This window comes from Vibrio metoecus (genome assembly GCF_009665255.1).
Taxonomy (GTDB): Bacteria; Pseudomonadota; Gammaproteobacteria; order Enterobacterales; family Vibrionaceae; genus Vibrio; species Vibrio metoecus_B.
The window spans coordinates 2050001-2069475 of sequence record NZ_CP035686.1 but is presented as its reverse complement, the minus strand read 5'-3'; the positions used below and the strand labels follow the sequence as shown (position 1 = coordinate 2069475).

16 protein-coding genes, 1 pseudogene and 1 other annotated feature (1 of these 18 cut by a window edge) are annotated in these 19475 nt (G+C 46.4%); of the genes and pseudogenes, 7 read left to right on the top strand and 10 right to left on the bottom strand.

Features of this window, described 5'->3' with window-relative positions; all coding sequences use genetic code 11:
* Positions 1-22: 22 nt before the first annotated feature.
* Together btsR and EPB59_RS09350 are read right to left on the bottom strand one after the other, a co-directional pair.
* Positions 23-736, bottom strand: a complete 714-nt coding sequence (gene btsR, locus EPB59_RS09355; protein WP_001914893.1) for a two-component system response regulator BtsR — start codon at positions 734-736, stop codon at positions 23-25.
* 9 nt (positions 737-745) lie between these two features.
* A complete protein-coding gene (locus EPB59_RS09350) occupies positions 746-2422 on the bottom strand; it encodes a sensor histidine kinase (RefSeq protein WP_149560467.1) in 1677 nt (558 codons plus the stop codon).
* A gap of 241 nt (positions 2423-2663) precedes the next feature.
* On the opposite strand from EPB59_RS09350, the gene EPB59_RS09345 reads away from it, so the two are divergent.
* Positions 2664-3737 (top strand): 3-deoxy-7-phosphoheptulonate synthase, encoded by a 1074-nt coding sequence (locus EPB59_RS09345; protein WP_000747931.1) that lies wholly within the window; start codon positions 2664-2666, stop codon positions 3735-3737.
* 12 nt (positions 3738-3749) lie between these two features.
* Positions 3750-4877: a bifunctional chorismate mutase/prephenate dehydrogenase gene (gene tyrA, locus EPB59_RS09340; RefSeq protein ID WP_000257625.1), complete on the top strand. Its 1128-nt coding sequence runs from the start codon at positions 3750-3752 to the stop codon at positions 4875-4877.
* Positions 4878-4943: 66 nt separating this feature from the next.
* Here the strand turns inward: tyrA and EPB59_RS09335 are convergent, their stop codons facing one another.
* Together EPB59_RS09335 and ettA are read right to left on the bottom strand one after the other, a co-directional pair.
* Positions 4944-5315 (bottom strand): PilZ domain-containing protein, encoded by a 372-nt coding sequence (locus EPB59_RS09335; protein WP_000570784.1) that lies wholly within the window; start codon positions 5313-5315, stop codon positions 4944-4946.
* A 170-nt stretch (positions 5316-5485) separates the two neighbouring features.
* On the bottom strand, positions 5486-7153 hold the full coding sequence (ettA, locus tag EPB59_RS09330) for an energy-dependent translational throttle protein EttA (protein ID WP_055051945.1): 1668 nt from the start codon (positions 7151-7153) through the stop codon (positions 5486-5488).
* Positions 7154-7513: 360 nt separating this feature from the next.
* On the opposite strand from ettA, the gene sltY reads away from it, so the two are divergent.
* A complete protein-coding gene (sltY, locus tag EPB59_RS09325) occupies positions 7514-9460 on the top strand; it encodes a murein transglycosylase (RefSeq protein ID WP_154172477.1) in 1947 nt (648 codons plus the stop codon).
* A gap of 54 nt (positions 9461-9514) precedes the next feature.
* Positions 9515-9814: a trp operon repressor gene (gene trpR / locus EPB59_RS09320; RefSeq protein ID WP_195706973.1), complete on the top strand. Its 300-nt coding sequence runs from the start codon at positions 9515-9517 to the stop codon at positions 9812-9814.
* A gap of 69 nt (positions 9815-9883) precedes the next feature.
* On the opposite strand, the gene yjjX is transcribed toward trpR, so the two are convergent.
* The 6 genes from yjjX to EPB59_RS09290 all read right to left on the bottom strand — a co-directional run bounded on the left by yjjX (position 9884) and on the right by EPB59_RS09290 (position 16800).
* Positions 9884-10369: an inosine/xanthosine triphosphatase gene (gene yjjX / locus EPB59_RS09315; protein ID WP_241666231.1), complete on the bottom strand. Its 486-nt coding sequence runs from the start codon at positions 10367-10369 to the stop codon at positions 9884-9886.
* Entirely contained in the window at positions 10356-12731 is a 2376-nt protein-coding gene (gene mbaA, locus EPB59_RS09310) for a biofilm architecture maintenance protein MbaA (protein ID WP_154172471.1), read from the bottom strand. Before mbaA ends, yjjX begins: the two co-directional genes overlap by 14 nt.
* On the bottom strand, positions 12715-13755 hold the full coding sequence (locus EPB59_RS09305; RefSeq protein WP_055051950.1) for a polyamine ABC transporter substrate-binding protein: 1041 nt from the start codon (positions 13753-13755) through the stop codon (positions 12715-12717). Before EPB59_RS09305 ends, mbaA begins: the two co-directional genes overlap by 17 nt.
* 181 nt (positions 13756-13936) lie before the next feature.
* Positions 13937-15112, bottom strand: a complete 1176-nt coding sequence (gene pheA / locus EPB59_RS09300; RefSeq protein WP_055051951.1) for a prephenate dehydratase — start codon at positions 15110-15112, stop codon at positions 13937-13939.
* A gap of 13 nt (positions 15113-15125) precedes the next feature.
* Positions 15126-15247: a sequence feature (Phe leader region), on the bottom strand.
* A 100-nt stretch (positions 15248-15347) separates the two neighbouring features.
* The gene (hpf, locus tag EPB59_RS09295; protein ID WP_154172469.1) at positions 15348-15677 is read right to left on the bottom strand and encodes a ribosome hibernation-promoting factor, HPF/YfiA family; all 330 of its coding nucleotides are present in this window, start codon (positions 15675-15677) and stop codon (positions 15348-15350) included.
* 397 nt (positions 15678-16074) lie between these two features.
* Complete coding sequence (locus EPB59_RS09290; protein WP_055043601.1) at positions 16075-16800, bottom strand: outer membrane protein assembly factor BamD; 726 nt, start codon at positions 16798-16800, stop codon at positions 16075-16077.
* 155 nt (positions 16801-16955) lie between these two features.
* Between EPB59_RS09290 and rluD the strand changes: the two are divergent.
* The 3 genes and pseudogenes from rluD to clpB form a co-directional block, all read left to right on the top strand.
* Positions 16956-17929: pseudogene (rluD, locus tag EPB59_RS09285) on the top strand (23S rRNA pseudouridine(1911/1915/1917) synthase RluD).
* A gap of 2 nt (positions 17930-17931) precedes the next feature.
* Positions 17932-18654: a peptidoglycan editing factor PgeF gene (pgeF, locus tag EPB59_RS09280; RefSeq protein ID WP_154172467.1), complete on the top strand. Its 723-nt coding sequence runs from the start codon at positions 17932-17934 to the stop codon at positions 18652-18654.
* Between the two features lie 124 nt (positions 18655-18778).
* On the top strand, positions 18779-19475 hold the start of the coding sequence (gene clpB / locus EPB59_RS09275; protein ID WP_154172465.1) for an ATP-dependent chaperone ClpB. The gene runs 1877 nt beyond the window's last position; 697 of the gene's 2574 nt are visible here — the first part of the coding sequence; it begins with the start codon at positions 18779-18781; the stop codon falls past the right edge of the window.

Here is a 19475-nt window from a genome sequence, read left to right as displayed (position 1 = left end):
GCTCATCGAAGTGGTGCTGGGATCAGTAAAATCCCAGCATCTCTTTCAGCTCTTTAAGATAACGACGGCTGACCGGAACCTTATGTCCTGCATGAGTGATCATCTCCGCCAGCCCGTTTTCTAACAATTTTATTTCGCGAATCGCTTTCAAATTCACCAAGTACTGGCGATGGCAGCGCACTAACGCGGTTTTCTCTTCCAACACCTTCAAGGTCAATTGACTGGTCGCTTTTTGCTGCGCAGTCTGCACATTGACGCCACTGATATCGCTGTAGGCAAATTCCACTTCATTAATCGGCAGTAGCACAATTCGGTTTAAACCCGTGCAAGGAATCTGATCTAAGCTCGGTTGCGTTAGTGGTGAGTAATCACTTTTCTTATGTTGGCGCAGCAAACGCTGCACGGTTTTGGCTAAACGTTCGGTGTCGACCGGCTTGAGCAGATAATCAAACGCGTTATCTTCAAACGCTTGCAGCGCATATTGATCGTAGGCGGTAACAAACACCACCTCAGGCATGGTCTCTGGGTCAAGCATACTCAGCAGCTCAATGCCCGAAATTTGCGGCATCTGAATATCCAAAAACACCACATCTGGCTTGAGCTGATTGATTTTTTTCAACCCTTCAATTGCATTGCTGGCTTGGCCGATGACCTCAATCTGGCCACTTTCCGCTAAGAGTTCCGCGAGCTCTTCACGGGCAAAGCGTTCATCGTCAATGACTAATGCAGATAACATGTTAATCCCTTAGTAGGTTCCTTGTTCGGGAATGATAAAGCTCATTCGCGTGTACTCTTGTGGTGCTACTTCAATCTGTAGCCCTGATTTTGTACCGAATTTATTGGTTAGGCGCTTTTCAACAATTTGCATCCCTAAACCATCATAATCTTCACTCGGTGGTTGATAGAGTCCGGCGTTGTCTTCCACCACGACGCGCATTCCCCCTTCAACCATTTCACTGTAAATGCGCACTTTGCCAGCTTCGAGTAGGTTAGAGGTGCCGTGTTTGATGGCATTTTCCACCAAAGGCTGCAAAGTGAAGCTGGGGACATTACGTTCTAGCAGGGCATCATCAATCGCAATTTCCACATCGAGCCTGTCACTAAAGCGCGCTTTTTCAATAGTGAGGTAAGCGTTCACGTGGGCAAGCTCTTCACGCAAAGTGACGGTTTCGACGTTCTGTTTGAGGTTGCTGCGGAAAAATTGCGACAGATGCAAAATCAGCTCGCGAGCTTTATCTGGCTCACGGCGGATCACCGCACTGATGGTATTGAGTGCGTTAAACAAAAAATGCGGATTGACCTGCGCTTGCAGGAGTTTGATTTCCGCTCGCGAGAGCAGGATTTGTTTTTGCTGATATTCGCCGTACAGAATTTGGCTGGATAGCAGTTGGGCGATGCCTTGTGCCATTGACATATTGATGGTGGAAAACAGCTTACGTTTTGGCTCGTAGAGCTTGATGGTTCCGATCACCCGATCGCCTGCTCGCAACGGAATGATTAACGCAGACCCCAGTTTGCAGGTCGGAGACAAAGAACATTGATAAGGATGCTCTTTGCCATCGAGATAGATGATGGCGTTGCGATTAATCGCATCGAGCGTGCTTTGCGAGCTGATCGGTGTATTCGGTTTATGGTGATCATCGCCAATCCCGACAAAGGCGAGAATCTTTTCGCGATCGGTGATCGAGACCGCGCCGACATTGGTCTGTTCATACACGATTCGGGCAATTTTGTTGGCGTTTTCTGGGTTAAAACCGGCAGCAAGGATACCAACAGAACGCTCGGCAATATTCAGAGCGCGGCGTGAAAACGTCGCGGAATACTCTTCAAAAATGGTTTTGCGATCGAGCAGGATGCTCATAAACAGTGCGGCACCGACTGAGTTAGCAATGATCATCGGCGCGGCGATGGTGGAAACCAGTGCGTAAGACTGTTCAAACGGTTTAGCCACGACCAAGATGATCAGCATCTGCACAATTTCGGCAAATAAGGTGACCGCAAAGACAATACTTGGGCTAAACAGTAACTTCCCTTTGCCTTTGCGCAGCAAATAGGTGTGTAGCAAGCCGCCAATTAAACCTTCAGCGGTGGTGGAAATTGCGCAGGCGAGATCGGTAAATCCTCCTAAGGTATAGCGGTGTAAGCCTCCGGTGAGGCCCACCGCAAAACCAATCACAGGTCCACCAAACAGACCTCCCATCACAGCGCCGATGGCACGCGTATTGGCAATCGCATCATTGATCTGCAGGCCAAAGTAGGTGCCCATAATGCAAAACAGTGAAAACAGAACATAAACACTGATTTTGTGGTCAAACCGACCAGAAATGTTAAGTAAAGGAATGAAGATCGGCGTTTTACTCAACATATAGGCGAGAACAAGGTAAACACACATCTGTTGCAGTAATGAGAGGATGAGATCCATAACCTGTCCATCGTCTGAGCGGAAAAACGGCTTATTTTAAGATACTCAAAGCGAACAAAACACGCTTTATTCCCCAGTTTGTGTGCCAAGTGTCATTAAATGAGTGGTGTAATTTTTAATTTACATTAAATGTCGGTTTAAATTTACGCTTGCATTGTTTTTAAAGCCTGTTAACGTGTTTTCTGTTTAAGTTTCCAGCTCACCTTGTTAGGTGTGTAAATAATAAATTACAGGTGATGAGATGAAAAAAAGTGAATTGAGTGATGTGAATATCAGTGATGAACAGATATTGATCACCCCAGATGCCTTAAAAGCCAAGATTCCACTCAGTGACAAGGCGCGTAAGTTTATTCGTGAGTCACGTCAGACGGTGGCGGACATTATCCACAAACGCGATCCTCGCTTGCTGATCGTCTGTGGTCCTTGCTCAATTCATGATGTGGATGCGGCGAAAGAGTACGCCAAAAAACTCAAAGCACTCTCGGCGCAGCTGAGCGACCAGCTCTACATCGTAATGCGCGTGTACTTTGAAAAACCGCGTACTACGGTCGGTTGGAAAGGGCTGATTAACGATCCGCATCTTGATGGCAGTTTTGATATCGAACACGGTCTGCATGTTGGGCGTCAACTCTTGGTCGATTTAGCAGAAATGGAAATCCCACTGGCAACCGAAGCGTTGGACCCGATTAGCCCGCAATACTTGGCGGATACTTTTAGTTGGGCGGCGATTGGTGCGCGCACCACGGAATCACAAACTCACCGCGAGATGGCAAGTGGCCTTTCTATGCCGATTGGCTTTAAAAATGGCACGGATGGCAACTTGGCAACGGCGATTAATGCGATGCAGGCCGCTTCATCCAGTCACCGCTTTATGGGAATTAACCGCGAAGGACAAGTGGCACTGCTCACTACACAAGGCAACCCGAATGGGCATGTCATTTTACGTGGTGGCAAACAGACCAACTACGATTCGGTTTCTGTCGCGGAATGTGAAGAAGAGATGCAAAAAGCGCGTTTGGAACCCTCTTTGATGGTGGATTGCAGCCATGCGAACTCACGTAAAGATTACCGCCGCCAGCCGTTGGTGGCAGAAGATGTGATTCATCAAATCCGTGAAGGCAATCGCTCGATCATTGGCCTGATGATTGAAAGCCATCTCAATGAAGGAAATCAGTCTTCGGATCTGCCTCGTGAAAAAATGCAATACGGAGTCTCGATCACTGACGGCTGTATAAATTGGTCAACGACTGAGGCATTATTACGTCGTGCGCATCAGGAACTTATTCCCTTTTTGCACAATCGTTTGCAAGGATAACAAGGATAGAACATGGCCGTAGAGTTGAATCAGTTACGCGACCAAATCGATGAAGTCGATAAGCAGATGGTGGAGCTACTGGCGCGCCGTCTGGCATTGGTGGAGCAGGTCGGGCAAGTGAAAAGTCGGTATGGGTTACCGATTTATGCCCCCGATCGTGAAGCGGCAATGCTCGCTTCACGTCGAGCGGAAGCGGAAAGCAAAGGTGTTCCGCCCCAACTGATTGAAGATATTTTGCGCCGAACCATGCGTGAATCCTACGCCAGTGAAAAGGACTCCGGCTTTAAATGCCTTAATCCTGAGTTACGTTCCGTGGTGATCATCGGTGGTAACGGTCAGCTTGGGCGACTATTTGGCCGTATGTTTAAACTCTCTGGCTATCAAGTCAAAGTGCTGGGCAGCCAAGATTGGGACAAAGCGGATGAACTGCTCAGTGATGCAGGCTTAGTGGTAGTCACGGTACCTATCCATTTGACGCTCGGTGTTATCGAAAAGCTGCGCCAGTTACCGGACGATTGCATTTTGTGCGATCTCACCTCAATCAAAGCCAAGCCGCTTGCCGCCATGCTACAAGTGCACAAAGGTCCAGTGGTTGGGCTGCACCCTATGTTTGGTCCAGACGTTCCAAGCTTGGCGAAGCAGGTGATTGTTTACTGTGATGGTCGAGGCAATGAACACTACCAATGGCTCTTGCAACAGTTTGCTATTTGGGGCGCAAGCTTGTGTCAGATTGATGCGACTGAACATGATCGTGGTATGACGCTTATTCAAGCTCTGCGCCACTTCACTTCCTTTGCTTATGGCTTGCATCTGACCAAAGAGAACCCGAACTTGGCACAACTGCTGAAACTCAGTTCACCGATTTACCGTTTAGAGCTTGCTATGGTCGGACGGCTATTTGGGCAAGATCCCCATCTATACGGCGATATTATTCTCTCATCACCAGAAAATATTGAGATGATCCAGCGTTTTCATCGCTGCTTAAGCGAGGCGGTTGAGTTGGTGAGCGCGGGCGATAAGGCGAGTTTTGTGGCTCAATTTGAACGAGTTAGCCAGTGGTTTGGTGATTATTCACAGCAGTTTATGCATGAGAGCCAAAACTTGCTCAAACAAGCGAATGATGCGATCCACAGAGGTTAACGCATCATTCGCCTCTCACTGTCACTCTCACTGTCAATAACATCCCAAGTCGATTTGGGCTTGGGATTACTCATGCAGTCCCAAATCAGAAAGATGCTCTAAGTCTCGGTGCAGTAAGCTGTCATCGCCCACATTCAACTCCACTAAGCGACGTAAGTGCGCAATGCTTTCAATATCAATATGGCTGATCGCCATTCGAATGATCCGCTCTTGGATGCTGATGACTTTTGCGCTGAGGGATATGGTTACATCGCTTTCTGGTAGGCTAAAAACCACATCCACTAAAGCGTGAGTATCTAAATCCGGCTCATCTTCTGACCAGAGCAGCAAGCCGTGTAGCGATAGATCCTGAATGCAAGTCGACAGTTGTTTATCGCCTTGGCTTAGGGTGGCTGGCGCTTGATACAGGATGCGTGAAAAGCGACGTTTTTCGATCATGGCGTTCTCTCTGACAAAGACGACGTATAGATAGGATAAGCATAGCAAAGGGTACATTAAATCACCGGATGTATGCTGAAATAAGCTTACTCAATCACAAACTCGGTTTATGTGGAGCAAAAGAAAAGGCCGCATGGCGACCTTTTCTGAGTATGATACCCGACGGTATTTTATTTGGTAATGCGCTTGTACTTAATACGGTGAGGCTCTGCTGCTTGCGCGCCCAGAGTCTGCTTCAGCCACTCCATGTACTCGGTGTAGTTACCTTCGTAGAAGTTCACTTTACCTTCATCACGGTAATCTAGGATGTGGGTGGCAATACGGTCTAGGAACCAACGGTCATGCGAGATCACCATGGCACAGCCCGGGAATTCTAGCAGCGCTTCTTCCAGAGCACGCAGGGTTTCGACGTCCAGATCGTTGGTAGGTTCGTCGAGTAACAGCACGTTGCCGCCCGCTTTAAGCAGTTTTGCCAAGTGGACGCGGTTACGCTCACCACCAGACAGCTCGCCAATCACTTTTTGCTGATCAACGCCTTTGAAGTTAAAGCGTGAACAGTAAGCACGAGCAGGGATTTCGAAGTTGTTGATGCGAATGATATCCGCACCTTCAGAAATCTCTTGGAATACGGTGTGCTTGTCGTTCATGCTGTCACGGAACTGATCCACTGACGCCAGTTTCACAGTATCACCTAGCTCGATGGTGCCTGAATCCGGTTGTTCCACACCACTCAACATCTTGAATAGGGTTGATTTACCGGCTCCGTTCGGGCCGATGATGCCGACAATCGCACCTTTTGGCATGCTAAAAGACAGGTCATCAATCAGAACACGACCATCGAATGATTTGGTGAGGTTTTTCACTTCAATCACTTTGTCGCCTAGGCGCTCACCAGGCGGGATGAACAGCTCGTTGGTTTCGTTACGTTTTTGGTGCTCAGTATTTTGCAGCTCTTCAAAACGTGCCATACGCGCTTTCGATTTAGCCTGACGGCCCTTTGGATTCTGACGAACCCATTCCAGTTCTTTCTCAATGGTTTTTTGGCGCGCTTTCTCTTGAGAGGCTTCTTGCTTCAGACGAGCATCTTTTTGCTCTAGCCATGAAGTGTAGTTACCTTGCCATGGAATACCTTCACCACGGTCAAGTTCCAGAATCCAGCCTGCCGCGTTATCGAGGAAGTAACGGTCGTGGGTAATCGCGACCACAGTCCCTGCGTAATCGACCAAGAAACGCTCCAGCCAAGCTACCGATTCGGCATCCAAGTGGTTGGTGGGTTCGTCGAGCAGCAGCATGTCTGGATTTTCCAGCAGTAGACGACAGATCGCCACACGACGGCGCTCACCACCAGAGAGGAATTTCACTTGCGCATCCCATTCCGGCAGACGCAGTGCATCGGCGGCACGCTCTAGAGCGTTATCTAGGTTGTGGCCATTTTTCGCTTGGATCAGCGCTTCCAGTTCACCTTGCTCTTTTGCCAAAGCGTCAAAATCTGCATCTGGCTCGGCGTATGCGGCGTAAACTTCATCAAGTCGCTTTAGTGCATGAGCAACATCAGCAACGGCTTCTTCAACCACTTCACGTACGGTTTTACTCTCATCCAGTTTTGGCTCTTGCGGTAGGTAACCCACCTTAAGACCTGGTTGTGGGCGAGCCTCACCATCGATGTCTTTGTCAATGCCTGCCATGATACGCAGCAGGGTTGATTTACCCGCACCGTTAAGACCCAGAACACCAATTTTGGCACCTGGGAAGAAACTCAAGGAGATATCTTTCAGAATTTGACGCTTGGGCGGCACAATCTTGCTCACCCGAGACATGGTATATACGTATTCAGCCATTGCCGATCGTTCCTAATCTTTCAAACGGAATAAAGTCGTCATTCTATACCAAAGTGGGGCGTTTTGTTACTAGGGTTAAGGGTTTTAGGCTTGCGTAAAATTTTCTTAATGGCTTTCTTATCTAATGAGAGTTGAGCGCGAACTCTTTGCACTCAGTTAATACAATTAATGCCGAGCCATCGCGGCCTTAGTGACGAATAAATCCATTAGCATTCAAGGGTTTTATTTCACTGCTCGCGATAATCGAAAATTCAAAAAATGTTGCATTATTTGCGTTAAGTTTACTTCGCTTGTCTTTACATTTAATGCGAGATTAAGCGTAATAATTTGTTATCACACTGATTTTAAGGATGAGATCTCATGACGCGCCTGACGGTATTTAAGCCGCGTAGCCTTGTTTCGATCTTGATGTTCACCACGGTATGTGCAGTGGGTTCTGCTAGCGCGAGTGCTTTGGATTTAGAGGCGCAGAGAGCTCAATACGATAAAGCGCAGCGTTGGTTGGATGAAAAGAATATTCAACAATATCAACGTATTCGTAAGCAGATCGACAGTTATCCGTTGAGTCCTTATCTCGATTACCGAGCTTTTCTGATCGATCTCGGCAGCAAACCGCCGATCGCGGTACGCAATTTTATTGATAGTCATAAAGAGTTTCCATTTTCCGCTCGGATCGCCGCTCCTTATTTAGATGCGTTGGCGAGCAATAAAAAATGGTCGGCATTGCTGCAATTTCAAACGCAACTGCCCAATGGCGAAACTTACCAATGCCATTACTACAATGCCAAACTGCAAACCGGAAAACGCAATGAGGCGTTTGAAGGGGCGAAAAAGCTGTGGCTCAACGGAGCGAGCATCGCTGATGCCTGTGATCCACTATTTAAAGAGTGGGAGCGAGTTGGTGGCCTGAACGATGACTGGGTCTTGAAACGTGCGTTATTGGCGTTTGAAGGGCGCAACCGTAACCTGATGGTTTACCTTCAGAAAAAGCTGAATGGACAAAAATCGCAAGCGAAAGCGAAAGCCATGGTGGAGTTGTTTGATAACCCTGAGCGAGTGGTTGCCTATGGTCGGAAAGCCTCTCAAGATCCACTCAATCAAAAGTTAGCAGAATTGGCGCTGCAAAAATGGGCAAGAGAAGATCCTCAGCAGGCGCAAGCTGCGTTGAATGATGTAGCTAAAGCACTGGGATGGAGCCGAGAACACAAAAGCCGATTAGCACATTTTATTGCGATTCGTTTGATGGATAGTGATAATCAAGCGATTACTCAATGGCGTGATGACGTGACTCGCGCTAGCCAAGATGTGCGTTTGATTGAAGCGCGTATTCGTCTAGCTCTGCGTGAGAATGATTGGCGAGATCTGAATCAATGGATTGCGGTGTTACCGGAGCAAGAGCGTAAAACGCTGCGCTGGCAATATTGGCAGGGAAGAAGTGAGATTGCGTTAGGCAAAAAGAAAGAAGGTACCGAACGGCTTAAAGGTCTGCTTGGACAACGCAGCTTTTACAGCGTGGCTGCGGCCAAATTTTTGCAGCAATCCGTTAATTATCCAACCAGTACTGTCACGTTAGACATGAAGTTGGTGAAAGCGCATAAGAAAGCGCTAGCGCGCATCGATGAACTGATAGCACTTGATAAAATCACTGCGGCAAAAAGTGAATGGCGCTGGTTACTTGAGCGAGTTTCTCAGAAAGAAAAAGAAATGTTGGCAGCCTACGCAGCGAATGCCGGATGGTATCAAATGACTATTGCCGCAACAATTTCTGCAAGTCTTTGGGACAATAACCAATTGCGCTTCCCTGTCGTTCATCAAAACCTATTTACCTTACATGGTAAGAAAAATGGCATAGATCCGATCACATTAATGTCTTTAGCCAGACAAGAAAGTGCGCTTAACCCAGATGCGCAATCTCCAGTTGGCGCGCGAGGCTTAATGCAAATCATGCCGGACACCGCGCGTTACACGGCGAGAAAATATCAGTTGAGTTATTCCAATCCTGATGAGTTGTATCAAGTGGGTAAGAATATTGAAATTGGAAGCCGTTATTTGAGTAGCTTGCTCGAACGTTATGATCAGAATCGGATTTTGGCTTTTGCGGCTTATAACGCGGGGCCGAGTCGAGTGGATAGCTGGTTGAAACGCAGTGAAGGTAAGCTAGATGCGTACGGCTTTATTGAAGCGATTCCTTTTGCTGAAACTCGTGGTTATGTACAGAACATTTTGATGTTTGAAACCTATTATCGTGACTTGATGGGGGTGCAAGGTCGTTTTCTGAATGAGCACGAATTGAATACAAGGTATTGATTCCTCACTTTGCTGCACTACAATAAGCCGGTGTATCACTTAACGAGTACAACCATGGTACAACAACCTTATTACAGTGAGTGGCAGCAAGTGCTCGATTTGGTCAAGCAAGCCGTGAACCAAGATCAGCATGAGATGTTGCTGACCATGTTGATGACGCCTGATGAGCGTGATGCGCTGATTGCTCGGGTGAATATCGTGCATGAGTTATTGAGTGGTGAGATGTCTCAGCGTCAGATCAGCCAAATGCTCGGGGTGGGGATTGCAACCATCACTCGTGGCTCCAATGAACTGAAGTCGCGTTCAGACGAAGAAAAAGCCGCATTAATCGAACTATTAACGCCGCCCAAGTAGCCCCTCAGCACAATGGGCAGGCGTGACAAAATCGGGCTTGGAGTCGGTCATGGCTTCAAGCCCGATTCATTAGTGCTGAGAATAGTGTTCGGGATTAATAAATGGGATAAGTGCTAGAATCAAGGCTTGATGATAGACGGTACTTCGAGTCAGATGATGCTGGGTTAATAAACCAATCGCCCCACCTTTTTGTTTTATATTTTCAGTGCCAAACACTTCATCCATCACATCGCCGAGTTCTTTAGCTTGGCGTAAACGCTCCAATACCAATGGTGGTAACATCAAGCAGGCACTGCGAGATTCGCCGCGTTGATGGTCTGATTCAACGATCATCCACGCAAAGGTTTTGTTCTCTTCAATCCCTGCCTCTAGGCCGACATAGTAGTCGGCGTTCGGATATTGCCGTTTGGCATTACGAACTCGATTCATCGCCCCTTGTTTAGTCTCTGCATCACTCATGGGTTGATCCGCCACCTCGCTGGCGACAGAAACGCCGACAAACTCCCACTCTTGGTCAGGAAATACGGTTGTAAAAGCACTTCTAACGGCATTCACTTTGGCTGGGTTCTGTGAAGCAATAATGATCTTGCGCATAACTCTTCTTTTTCTGGTTTGGGGAATGCAACCACTGATGGATCGCCACGAGACTCATTGGATGACCAAAATAAAAGCCTTGCATGTAGTCACATCCATAATCGGCTAACCATTGATGCATGGTTTCACTTTCAATGCCTTCTGCGGTCACTTTCATAGATTGTGAATGGCAAAGATCAATCAGCGGGCGGATAACATTTTGTTTGTTGGTGGCAATCAGTGTATCTAAAAACTGACGATCAAACTTAATCTTTTGTACTGGGTATTGAACCAACTGAGTAATGGACGTGTATCCGGAACCAAAATCATCAATGGTTAAGCCATAACCGAGACGAGAGAGTTCATGCAGTAATGGGAAGCTTTGTGAATCTGCCGCAAAGGTTTCGGTAATCTCAAAATCAATCCACTGTGGAGGAACGTCGTATGTCCTCGCTTGCTGATGAATAAACTGGGCCAATTTCAGTGAATTGAGTTCCGCAGAAGAGAGATTGATGGAAACCTGAATAGGTTCATTAAACATGGCTTGTAGGTCGGCAAATTCTCGAAAGGCTTGGGAAACCACCCAGCGATCGATCGTGCCAAATAACCCTGTTTGTTCTGCAATCGGAATAAACTCATCAGGTGAAATATCCCCGAGCAATTCCGATTGCCAACGCAATAACACTTCAAACCCCACTAAGCGTTTTCCGGAGCAGGTGAAATAGGGTTGATATACCAAATGGAATTCTTGGTCGAATAAACCCAAACGTAGTGCTCGTTCAATATTATTCCGTCGCTGCACGATTTGGTCTAACGCTTGCGAGTAGTAGGCAATCTGATTTTTTCCCGCATTTTTAGCTTGATACATGGCGGTATCAGCATTGAGGAGTAATTTCTCAATGTGATCCCCATCTTTGGGGAACGTGGCAATTCCAATGCTCGCCGTGATCGGAAAGCGGCTTAAAGGAGAGTTATCTTGACTTTGAATTGGGTCAAGAACCCGTTGTGCGAAGATATTTGCACAGTCATGGAGTCGTTTGGGGGCGACGAGGAGAATGGCAAACTCATCACCCGACAAACGAGCGGCGATGCTGTATGCGTTATGGCTCGCCTCGAAATTTTTACACAGCTGGCGAATGTGTGTAGCAAAACTGACGAGAAGTGAGTCACCGATCTGGTGACCATATTTGTCATTAACGTATTTGAAGTTATCTAAATCGATATAAAGAACCCAGATATGCTGGGTGTCGTAACAGCGGGAAAGTAAGAGATCTGCCTGAACTTGAAACTGATAGCGATTGGCTAACTTGGTTAGATGATCATTTTCAGCCAGTGCTTTTGTTCGTTGATAGGTGGAGTGAAGTTCTGTGTACATCGCGTAGAAACGCGAGGAGAGTCGGCCGATCTCATCATCCGTATGCAGTTTTTCGATGTTCTTTCGTTTATTGCTTTCTACTTCGGCGAGCTGCTTGTCTAAATTGAGGATGGGATTGATGACATGACGATAAAGGAGCAGCAGAAGCAGCAGAACCGTAACAAGTGCCGACACGCCAAAAGAGAGTAACAGTTCACGTTGAATGGAGTGCAGTTTCTCGTTAATTAGCTTGGGGGCCGGGTCTAAAATTGCATAAAATCCCGGTTGTAATTCAATCGATTGGGTTAGCCCCTTTTTGTAAAGCGGCGGAGAATGAGTAAAAAAGATCGGGCTTTGATTATCAAACTCAATTTTTTTACGCAGTTGATTGAACTGTTCTAATACCACATACACCACAACAAAAAAGACATCTTGCCGGTTATAACTGAGCGGCGTCGAGAGTGTCTGTCTATCTAACATGTCATAGCGAACCAAGATATCTTCGCCAGCGGAGTTAACGGTATAACTGATGTCTGAAGTGCTTTGCGTTGAGGAAAAACGCTGTTTGACATACGCCATGACTTTGGGGTCAAGCTCGGCAAATGGATCGGCGCTGTTTTCTGCGTAGTACAGTAGCTCTTCATTACCATTAAGAATCGACAGTGACACTAACTGTTTTTCGCTAGGTTGTAAGATATGCAAAGTTTCTCGAAGGTTATCCACGAGTTCTAACTCGCGGTAAGGATTTTTTTCCAAAGAGAAGTAGTGGCGGATAATGTCGCTTTTCGCCAGTGTGAATGCATAACTACTGACCAAGGCTTGCGCTTGCCGATAATGGCTGGCTAATTTCTCTATATTGAGCTGCAAATAGCTGTCAGTTCTTTTAAGCAGAGCATTTTTCTGACTGGCGTAAATAATGTAACTTGACGCTGCTGCACTGAGCAGAATCACTGGCGCAATCAGTAACAGGATTCTATGGTTTAGCTTCATATTGGTGAGTCACACTGCTGATGATTTTGGCACGCAGGCTAAGGTTTTTCGCCGAGAGTTCGCTGTCGATAATTCCCTCAGCAAGCCGTTGTTCTGGTAGATAAATGGAGCCATCTTCACGATGCTCCTGAGGCAACAAGGCTCTTGCTTTAGAGTTTGGGCTTGCAGCACGAATATATTCAGCATTGAGTGCGGCGATTTCTGGGGTCATCAAGAAGTTGAGAAACGCTTTGGCTTGAGCGGGATTGGGGGATGAAGTATTCACGGCCATACAATCGACCCATAAATAAGGCCGACCTTCTGGAACCGTAAAATCCCAATCTTGATGATTGAAAAAGCGGTTTAATGAATAGTGGTCACCACTGTAAGCGACCGCCATATGTAGATTATCCGTCTGCGGATGGCTGCGCACGTAACTCAGCACATATTCATACGTCAAAATATTAGGATTGGCAGACTCTAACAGCTGATAGGCCTGTTTTAAGGTATCAATAGACTCGGTGATTGGAGAGGCTTTTAGCATATACAGCGCGGGCAATAGTGTTTCCACACTGTCTTTAAGCATACCAACATGGCCACGATGTTGTGGGGCAATCTCGATCACCTCACTCCATTGGGTTGGTGGTTTATCAAAGAGGCTTTTACGATAGGCAATACCTACCGCTCCCCAAAAATAGGGAATGGCGTGAGTGCCACAAGCTTGGAGCCACATGGGGTCATTATTGCTGCGATTGCTTAACGCGGTGAGATCTTCAAACGCATTCTGCCTTGAAAAAATAAAGGCTGATACATTGTCCAATACCATAATATCAAACGGTAACTGAACGCTCTTTAACATAAGTAGGCTGCGTTCATCATCGTTATCAAAATGATAAAGATTGACAGACACACCGGTTTGCTTGTGCCAGGTTTCGAGCACGCTTGGTGCAATCGTATCTTCCCAGAGGTAGACATTCAGTTCCAAAGCGCTGGCCTGATGACAGAGAAAGCTCAACATCATCAGCGAAAGAAAGCGTTTGTTCATTTGTGAATACGGTACCCATTCATGACAAAATTTGGTGACGATCCGACAAATGAAAAAACAGCGTAAGAGCCAAAAAATTGGCTACGCCGACAGCCTGGATCACCTAACTATTTGTATAATTTGGTGGCATTATAGTCAGAGCTTATGCGACTGTCAGCTTAATTGGTTCAAATTATTGACGCTATATAAATTTAACTTGAGTGGGTTTGACGTTTTCGCTTGGATAACAACCGAGCACTTTAAGGTGTCGAGTCAACTGGGTTAGCTCAGCTAAAGCTTGCTGCATCTCGTCTGAATCAATGTGTGCTTCTAAATCAACGTAGAACATTTCTTCCCACGGATTACCCATGATCGGCCGCGATTCGAGTTTGGTCATATTGATCCCATAACGTTGTAAAACCAACAATGTGGAAACGAGCGAACCTGCATCTTGAGCCGTCGACATAATCAACGTGGTTTTCGCCGGGATCTGAGGGGAAACCTCCACTGGCTTGCGAGCCACCACAATAAAGCGAGTATGGTTTTCTGTTTGGTTAGCAATATTGCCTTGGATCGGTTGTAAACCATACAACTTACCGCTGGTCGAGTTGCCAATTGCCGCCACATCAGTACGGTTAAGCTCTTTGACTTTCTTCATGGCATCGGCAGTGCTGGCACAGCTTTCAAGCTTCACACCCTTTAAACGGCTAAGAAATTCACTACATTGTTGATGAGGCTGTGGATGTGAATAGAGCACTTTGAGATCTTCTAGACGAATATCTTGTGTTGCGACCAAGCAATGTTCAATCGGTTGAGTTAGTTCGCCAACGATGTACAAGGTGGTGTGCTGGAGTAAATCATAGACTTCGTTAATTGAACCAGAGCTAGTGTTTTCAATTGGCAATACACCATAATCGGCATGCCCAGATTCAACTGTTCTTGCCACTTCTTTGAAATGATCGCAGTTAAGCTCAATCAATTCTGTATTTTTACGGCTGAAATATTCGCGAGTCGCAAGATGGGAGTAGGAACCTTTCGCACCTAAAAAAGCGACTCTTGCCAATGGCTTACGACTTTGCGGATTGGCTAAGTTTTGCAAATAAGCCTGCTGGAGCAAAACTGAGTCTTCAATGATGGTGTGAAATAGCTTAGTGATATATTGGGCATCAAGCTGATATTGCTGTTTCCCAGTGTTAATTAACTTAACCAACAACTGCTGTTCACGAATGGGATCCCGTACCGGTTTTGCAGTTTCGACTTTGCTTTTCGCTACTTCAATACTTAATTGACGCCGCTCTGAAAGGAGTTGCAATAGGCGATTATCGATGTCGTTAAGACGTAGACGAATATCATCGAGAGAAAGAGGTTGGTCGGTCATTACAATAATCCTTATAAAAAAAGCCTCCTAGTTAGGAGGCTTTCTGTTCGTTTTTGACTTTTCTTTCTTAAACGAGCAAGCCTCCGAAGCTAGCGGAGCAAAAAGAAGTCAAAAAAGGACAGTAGATTAGACATATTTGTTGAATATTTATCCATAGGTTTTGCCACACAATAAGCAAGCCAACCAAGAGCGTCAAGCAAAAAAATAGCGCCGAAACGGCGCTATTTTTATGAGTCTATTGTTCGGTCTCCTCGGTTAGCTCAGGCTTATCTGTCCGACGAGCTTCCGGTTTATGGCGTAATTTGTTGAGTTGACGCTCTAGCTTTTGTTCTACCTCGTTGATTGCTGCGTACAAATCTTCATGAATGGCGGAGGCGACTAACTGACCACGTGGAATGCTCATCACCGCTTCAAATTTTTTCTGCTTATTGGGTTCTTCACTAAAGCATGCTTGGCAACCAATGATATCCACTTGCCATTTTTCTAATTTCTTGAATTTACCCTCAATATGATTACGGATTGCAGAGGTGATTTCGATGTTTTTACCAGTGATATTCATTTTCATAGTGCTTGTTCCTCTGTGTCATCCCTTATGGGCTGAGTTCAGATTACCTCGCTACAGACTAAATAATGTGATCTAAGTCACCTTTGTGTTGCGGTCTTTTAGGAAGTGAAATAAACGTGATCTGTCGCAAATCTTGTGTTGAAGAGGTAAAGAAAAAGCTTGTTATCTGATGCAAAAACGCTAGATTCGAGTAAGTAGAGACTAAAAATTTCCGATTTTTTAGTGCTTCGTTTCGGCTTTAAAACGCTAAATGAATGAAAATTCACCACATTAATTTTGTGATAATAGTCACTTTTTGCTTGGCTGTACTGATGTGAGTGAAATAGTTTCAAAAAGAGAATCATAAAAAAGAGCCACAATGATAGTGGCTCTTTTTACTTTGATATTTTTCTAACATTTATAACGGGTTAAGCTGCATTAGTTGCTTAGTGCGTTCAACCGCTTCCGTCAAACCCAATTGCTGATAGGCTTCGAGCTGAATGTCTAATGCTTTGCGTGCCGCTTCAGTATCGGGGTAGGTTTTTTGCAATTCTTGGGTTCGGTTAATTGCTGCAATCCATGCTTCTCGGCGTAAGTAGAAATCGGCTGTTGCTAAGTCATATTCTGCTAAACGGTTTTTGAGTGCATACATTCGACGTTGAGCATCTTCGGCGTATGGGCTATTCGGGTAGCGTTGCAGAAGTTTCTTAAAATCCGCAAAAGCCGCTTTCACCGGCTCTGGATCTCGATCAAAACGGTCCACATTGAACAGGTCGTGCATAAAGTTACGATCCTGCGCCATGTGTGTTAGGCCGCGCATATACAAGACCCAATCCATTTTTTCATGAGTAGGATTAAGACGAGTGAAACGTTCAATCGTGGCGAGGCCAAGCGCAAGATCATCATTTTTGTAATAGGCATAAATCAGATCGAGTTGTACTTGCTCTGAATACGCACCAAATGGATAGCGTGAATCGAGTGCTTCTAATTTTTCGATGGCGGTTAACCAAGTGCCGCTTTGCAGCGCGGTTTGCGCTTCAGAGTACAGCTGTGATGGCGGTACATCTGGCACCACATCTGGGCTGCTAGAGCAACCAAATAACAGGGATAACGCGAGTAGGCCTGATAAAGTCTGGTATTTCATGTCAGGGTGGAGTTCCTTGCAAATCTTGCTTTTCAAATAGGTGCGTAAACCGCGCGCAAATCGTTTCGTTACTTTCTTTGCAGTAACAGATACAATGTCGGCGTATTTTTCCATACTAGTGACTATTAGTCTCACGGTTTTTTAAAAAGTTCGATATGGCTCATCAGATTGAATTAACTCAAACAGTAAAAGATAGCCAGCTTGGTCAACGTCTTGATCAAGCTGTGGCTGAATTATTTACCGATTTTTCCCGCTCACGTTTAAAAGAGTGGTTGTTGGAAGGTAAGATTGCCGTAAATGGTGAAGTGATCACTAAGCCGCGCATGAAAGTGATGGGGGGGAGGTGATTGTCGTTCAGGCTGAACTGGAAGACGAACAGCGTTGGGAAGCGCAGGATTTGCCATTGAACATCGTGTATGAAGATGACGATATTATCGTTATTAACAAACCGCGCGACTTTGTGGTGCATCCTGGTGCGGGACAAGCGGATAGTACAGTTCTTAATGCTTTGTTATTCCATTATCCGCCGATCGCTGAAGTGCCACGAGCGGGTATCGTACATCGTCTTGATAAAGACACCACGGGTTTGATGGTGGTCGCAAAAACGGTTCCTGCGCAAACTCATCTTGTACGTGCTCTGCAAAAGCGCGATGTGACTCGTGAGTACGAAGCGATTGTGATTGGCACGATGACCGCAGGCGGCATGATTGATAAGCCGATTGGTCGTCACTCGACTAAGCGTACTTTGATGTCTGTTTCACCAATGGGTAAACATGCCGTCACGCATTACCGTGTTGCGGAACATTTCCGTGAACACACTCGTTTGCGTTTGCGTTTAGAAACAGGGCGTACGCATCAAATTCGTGTGCACATGGCTTATTTGCAGCATCCACTATTAGGTGACACTGCCTATGGTGGTCGTGCGCGTATTCCGAAAGGGGCGTCAGAAGAGTTAACGGAGATGATTCGTGGCTTTGATCGCCAAGCGCTGCACGCGGTGATGCTGAAATTTGAGCACCCAATTACGGGTGAAGAGCTCGAATTCCACGCACCAGTACCTGACGACATGGTCGAGATGACGCTCGCATTGCGTGAAGATGCGAAGCTAAACCACACTGAAGAGTATTAAGCATGATTTTCCCCAACTGGAATGCCCCCAAACAAGTCAAAGCGTTTAGTTCGACTCGCCACGGTGGTTTTTCACAAGGTGCTTATCAAGGGCTAAACCTAGGTATGCATGTTGGGGATGATCCTGAACTTGTACTGCGTAATCGGCAATCGTTGGTGGCAACGTCAGCGATGCCAAGTTCACCCATTTGGCTCAATCAAACGCATTCCACGGTGGTACTCAATGTTGATACTCCGACCGAGCAAGTGTTGGACGCCGATGGGCTGATCACTGCTACTCCGAACGTGGTGTGCTCAGCGATGACGGCGGATTGTCTGCCGGTATTGATGACCAATCGTGCTGGCACCCAAGTCGCTGCGGTTCATGCTGGCTGGCGTGGTTTGGTTAATGGCATTGTTGAACAAACGGCGGCAAGAATGTCCGGTGATGTCATGGTGTGGCTTGGTCCCGCTATTGGCTCGCAAGCGTTTGAAGTGGGCGAAGATGTCTTCATGGCTTTTGTTGCTCACCATCCTCAAGCTGAACACGCTTTCACTCCTTGTACACAACAAGGGAAATGGCTGGCGGATATGAGTCAGTTAGTCAAACTGCGTTTGCATGAATTAGGTATTGAGCAAATCTTTGATAGTGGCTTATGTACCTATCAGGATGCGGATCGCTTCTATTCCTATCGCCGAGATGGAGTGACGGGGCGGCAAGCGGCTTTTATTTGGCTTGAAGAGTAAGTCTTCATCCATACCCATATCAAACAACAAGAAAGTTTCCTCAACTTCCCTTGAAAATCTGGCTCGTGATAACCATCTTTCCTAACGTATTCAATTTATCTCAGATGAGGTTAGGAAGGTTTGTATGCGTCTTGACAGATTTACGAGCAAATTTCAGATCGCGATTTCCGATGCCCAGTCATTAGCGCTCGGGCGTGATCATCAATATATCGAACCTGTGCACCTGATGGTGGCACTGTTGGACCAAAACGGCAGTCCGATCCGCCCATTACTCACCATGCTAAATGTGGATGTGATGCAACTGCGCTCTAAGTTGAGCGAGATGCTGGATCGACTCCCGAAAGTGAGTGGTATTGGTGGTGATGTACAGCTCTCTTCGGCGTTAGGCACACTATTTAATCTGTGTGATAAAGTCGCGCAAAAGCGTCAAGATGCCTACATCTCCTCTGAAATCTATCTACTTGCTGCGATTGAGGACAAAGGGCCACTGGGTCACTTACTCAAAGAATTTGGACTGACCGAGAAAAAGGTCTCTGATGCAATTGAAAAAATTCGTGGAGGCCAGAAGGTCAATGACCCGAATGCGGAAGAGCTGCGTCAAGCGTTGGAAAAATTCACCATCGATCTGACTGAACGTGCTGAGCAGGGCAAGCTCGATCCTGTGATCGGTCGTGATGATGAAATTCGCCGCACCATTCAAGTGCTGCAGCGTCGTACCAAGAATAACCCTGTGATTATTGGTGAGCCCGGTGTCGGTAAAACTGCGATTGTGGAAGGCTTGGCGCAGCGCATCATTAATAATGAAGTCCCAGAAGGCCTTC

Excerpts from the sequence above, each read along its gene's own strand:
- EPB59_RS09305 (WP_055051950.1), bottom strand. The coding sequence starts at position 13,755 with ATGAACAAACGCTTTCTTTCGCTGATGATGTTGAGCTTTCTCTGTCAT.
- EPB59_RS09290 (WP_055043601.1), bottom strand. The coding sequence starts at position 16,800 with ATGAAATACCAGACTTTATCAGGCCTACTCGCGTTATCCCTGTTATTT.
- btsR (WP_001914893.1), bottom strand. The coding sequence starts at position 736 with ATGTTATCTGCATTAGTCATTGACGATGAACGCTTTGCCCGTGAAGAG.
- pgeF (WP_154172467.1), top strand. The coding sequence starts at position 17,932 with ATGATTTTCCCCAACTGGAATGCCCCCAAACAAGTCAAAGCGTTTAGT.
- sltY (WP_154172477.1), top strand. The coding sequence starts at position 7,514 with ATGACGCGCCTGACGGTATTTAAGCCGCGTAGCCTTGTTTCGATCTTG.
- ettA (WP_055051945.1), bottom strand. The coding sequence starts at position 7,153 with ATGGCTGAATACGTATATACCATGTCTCGGGTGAGCAAGATTGTGCCG.
- EPB59_RS09350 (WP_149560467.1), bottom strand. The coding sequence starts at position 2,422 with ATGGATCTCATCCTCTCATTACTGCAACAGATGTGTGTTTACCTTGTT.
- tyrA (WP_000257625.1), top strand. The coding sequence starts at position 3,750 with ATGGCCGTAGAGTTGAATCAGTTACGCGACCAAATCGATGAAGTCGAT.
- trpR (WP_195706973.1), top strand. The coding sequence starts at position 9,515 with ATGGTACAACAACCTTATTACAGTGAGTGGCAGCAAGTGCTCGATTTG.
- EPB59_RS09345 (WP_000747931.1), top strand. The coding sequence starts at position 2,664 with ATGAAAAAAAGTGAATTGAGTGATGTGAATATCAGTGATGAACAGATA.
- EPB59_RS09335 (WP_000570784.1), bottom strand. The coding sequence starts at position 5,315 with ATGATCGAAAAACGTCGCTTTTCACGCATCCTGTATCAAGCGCCAGCC.
- pheA (WP_055051951.1), bottom strand. The coding sequence starts at position 15,112 with ATGACCGACCAACCTCTTTCTCTCGATGATATTCGTCTACGTCTTAAC.
- hpf (WP_154172469.1), bottom strand. The coding sequence starts at position 15,677 with ATGAAAATGAATATCACTGGTAAAAACATCGAAATCACCTCTGCAATC.
- mbaA (WP_154172471.1), bottom strand. The coding sequence starts at position 12,731 with ATGAAGCTAAACCATAGAATCCTGTTACTGATTGCGCCAGTGATTCTG.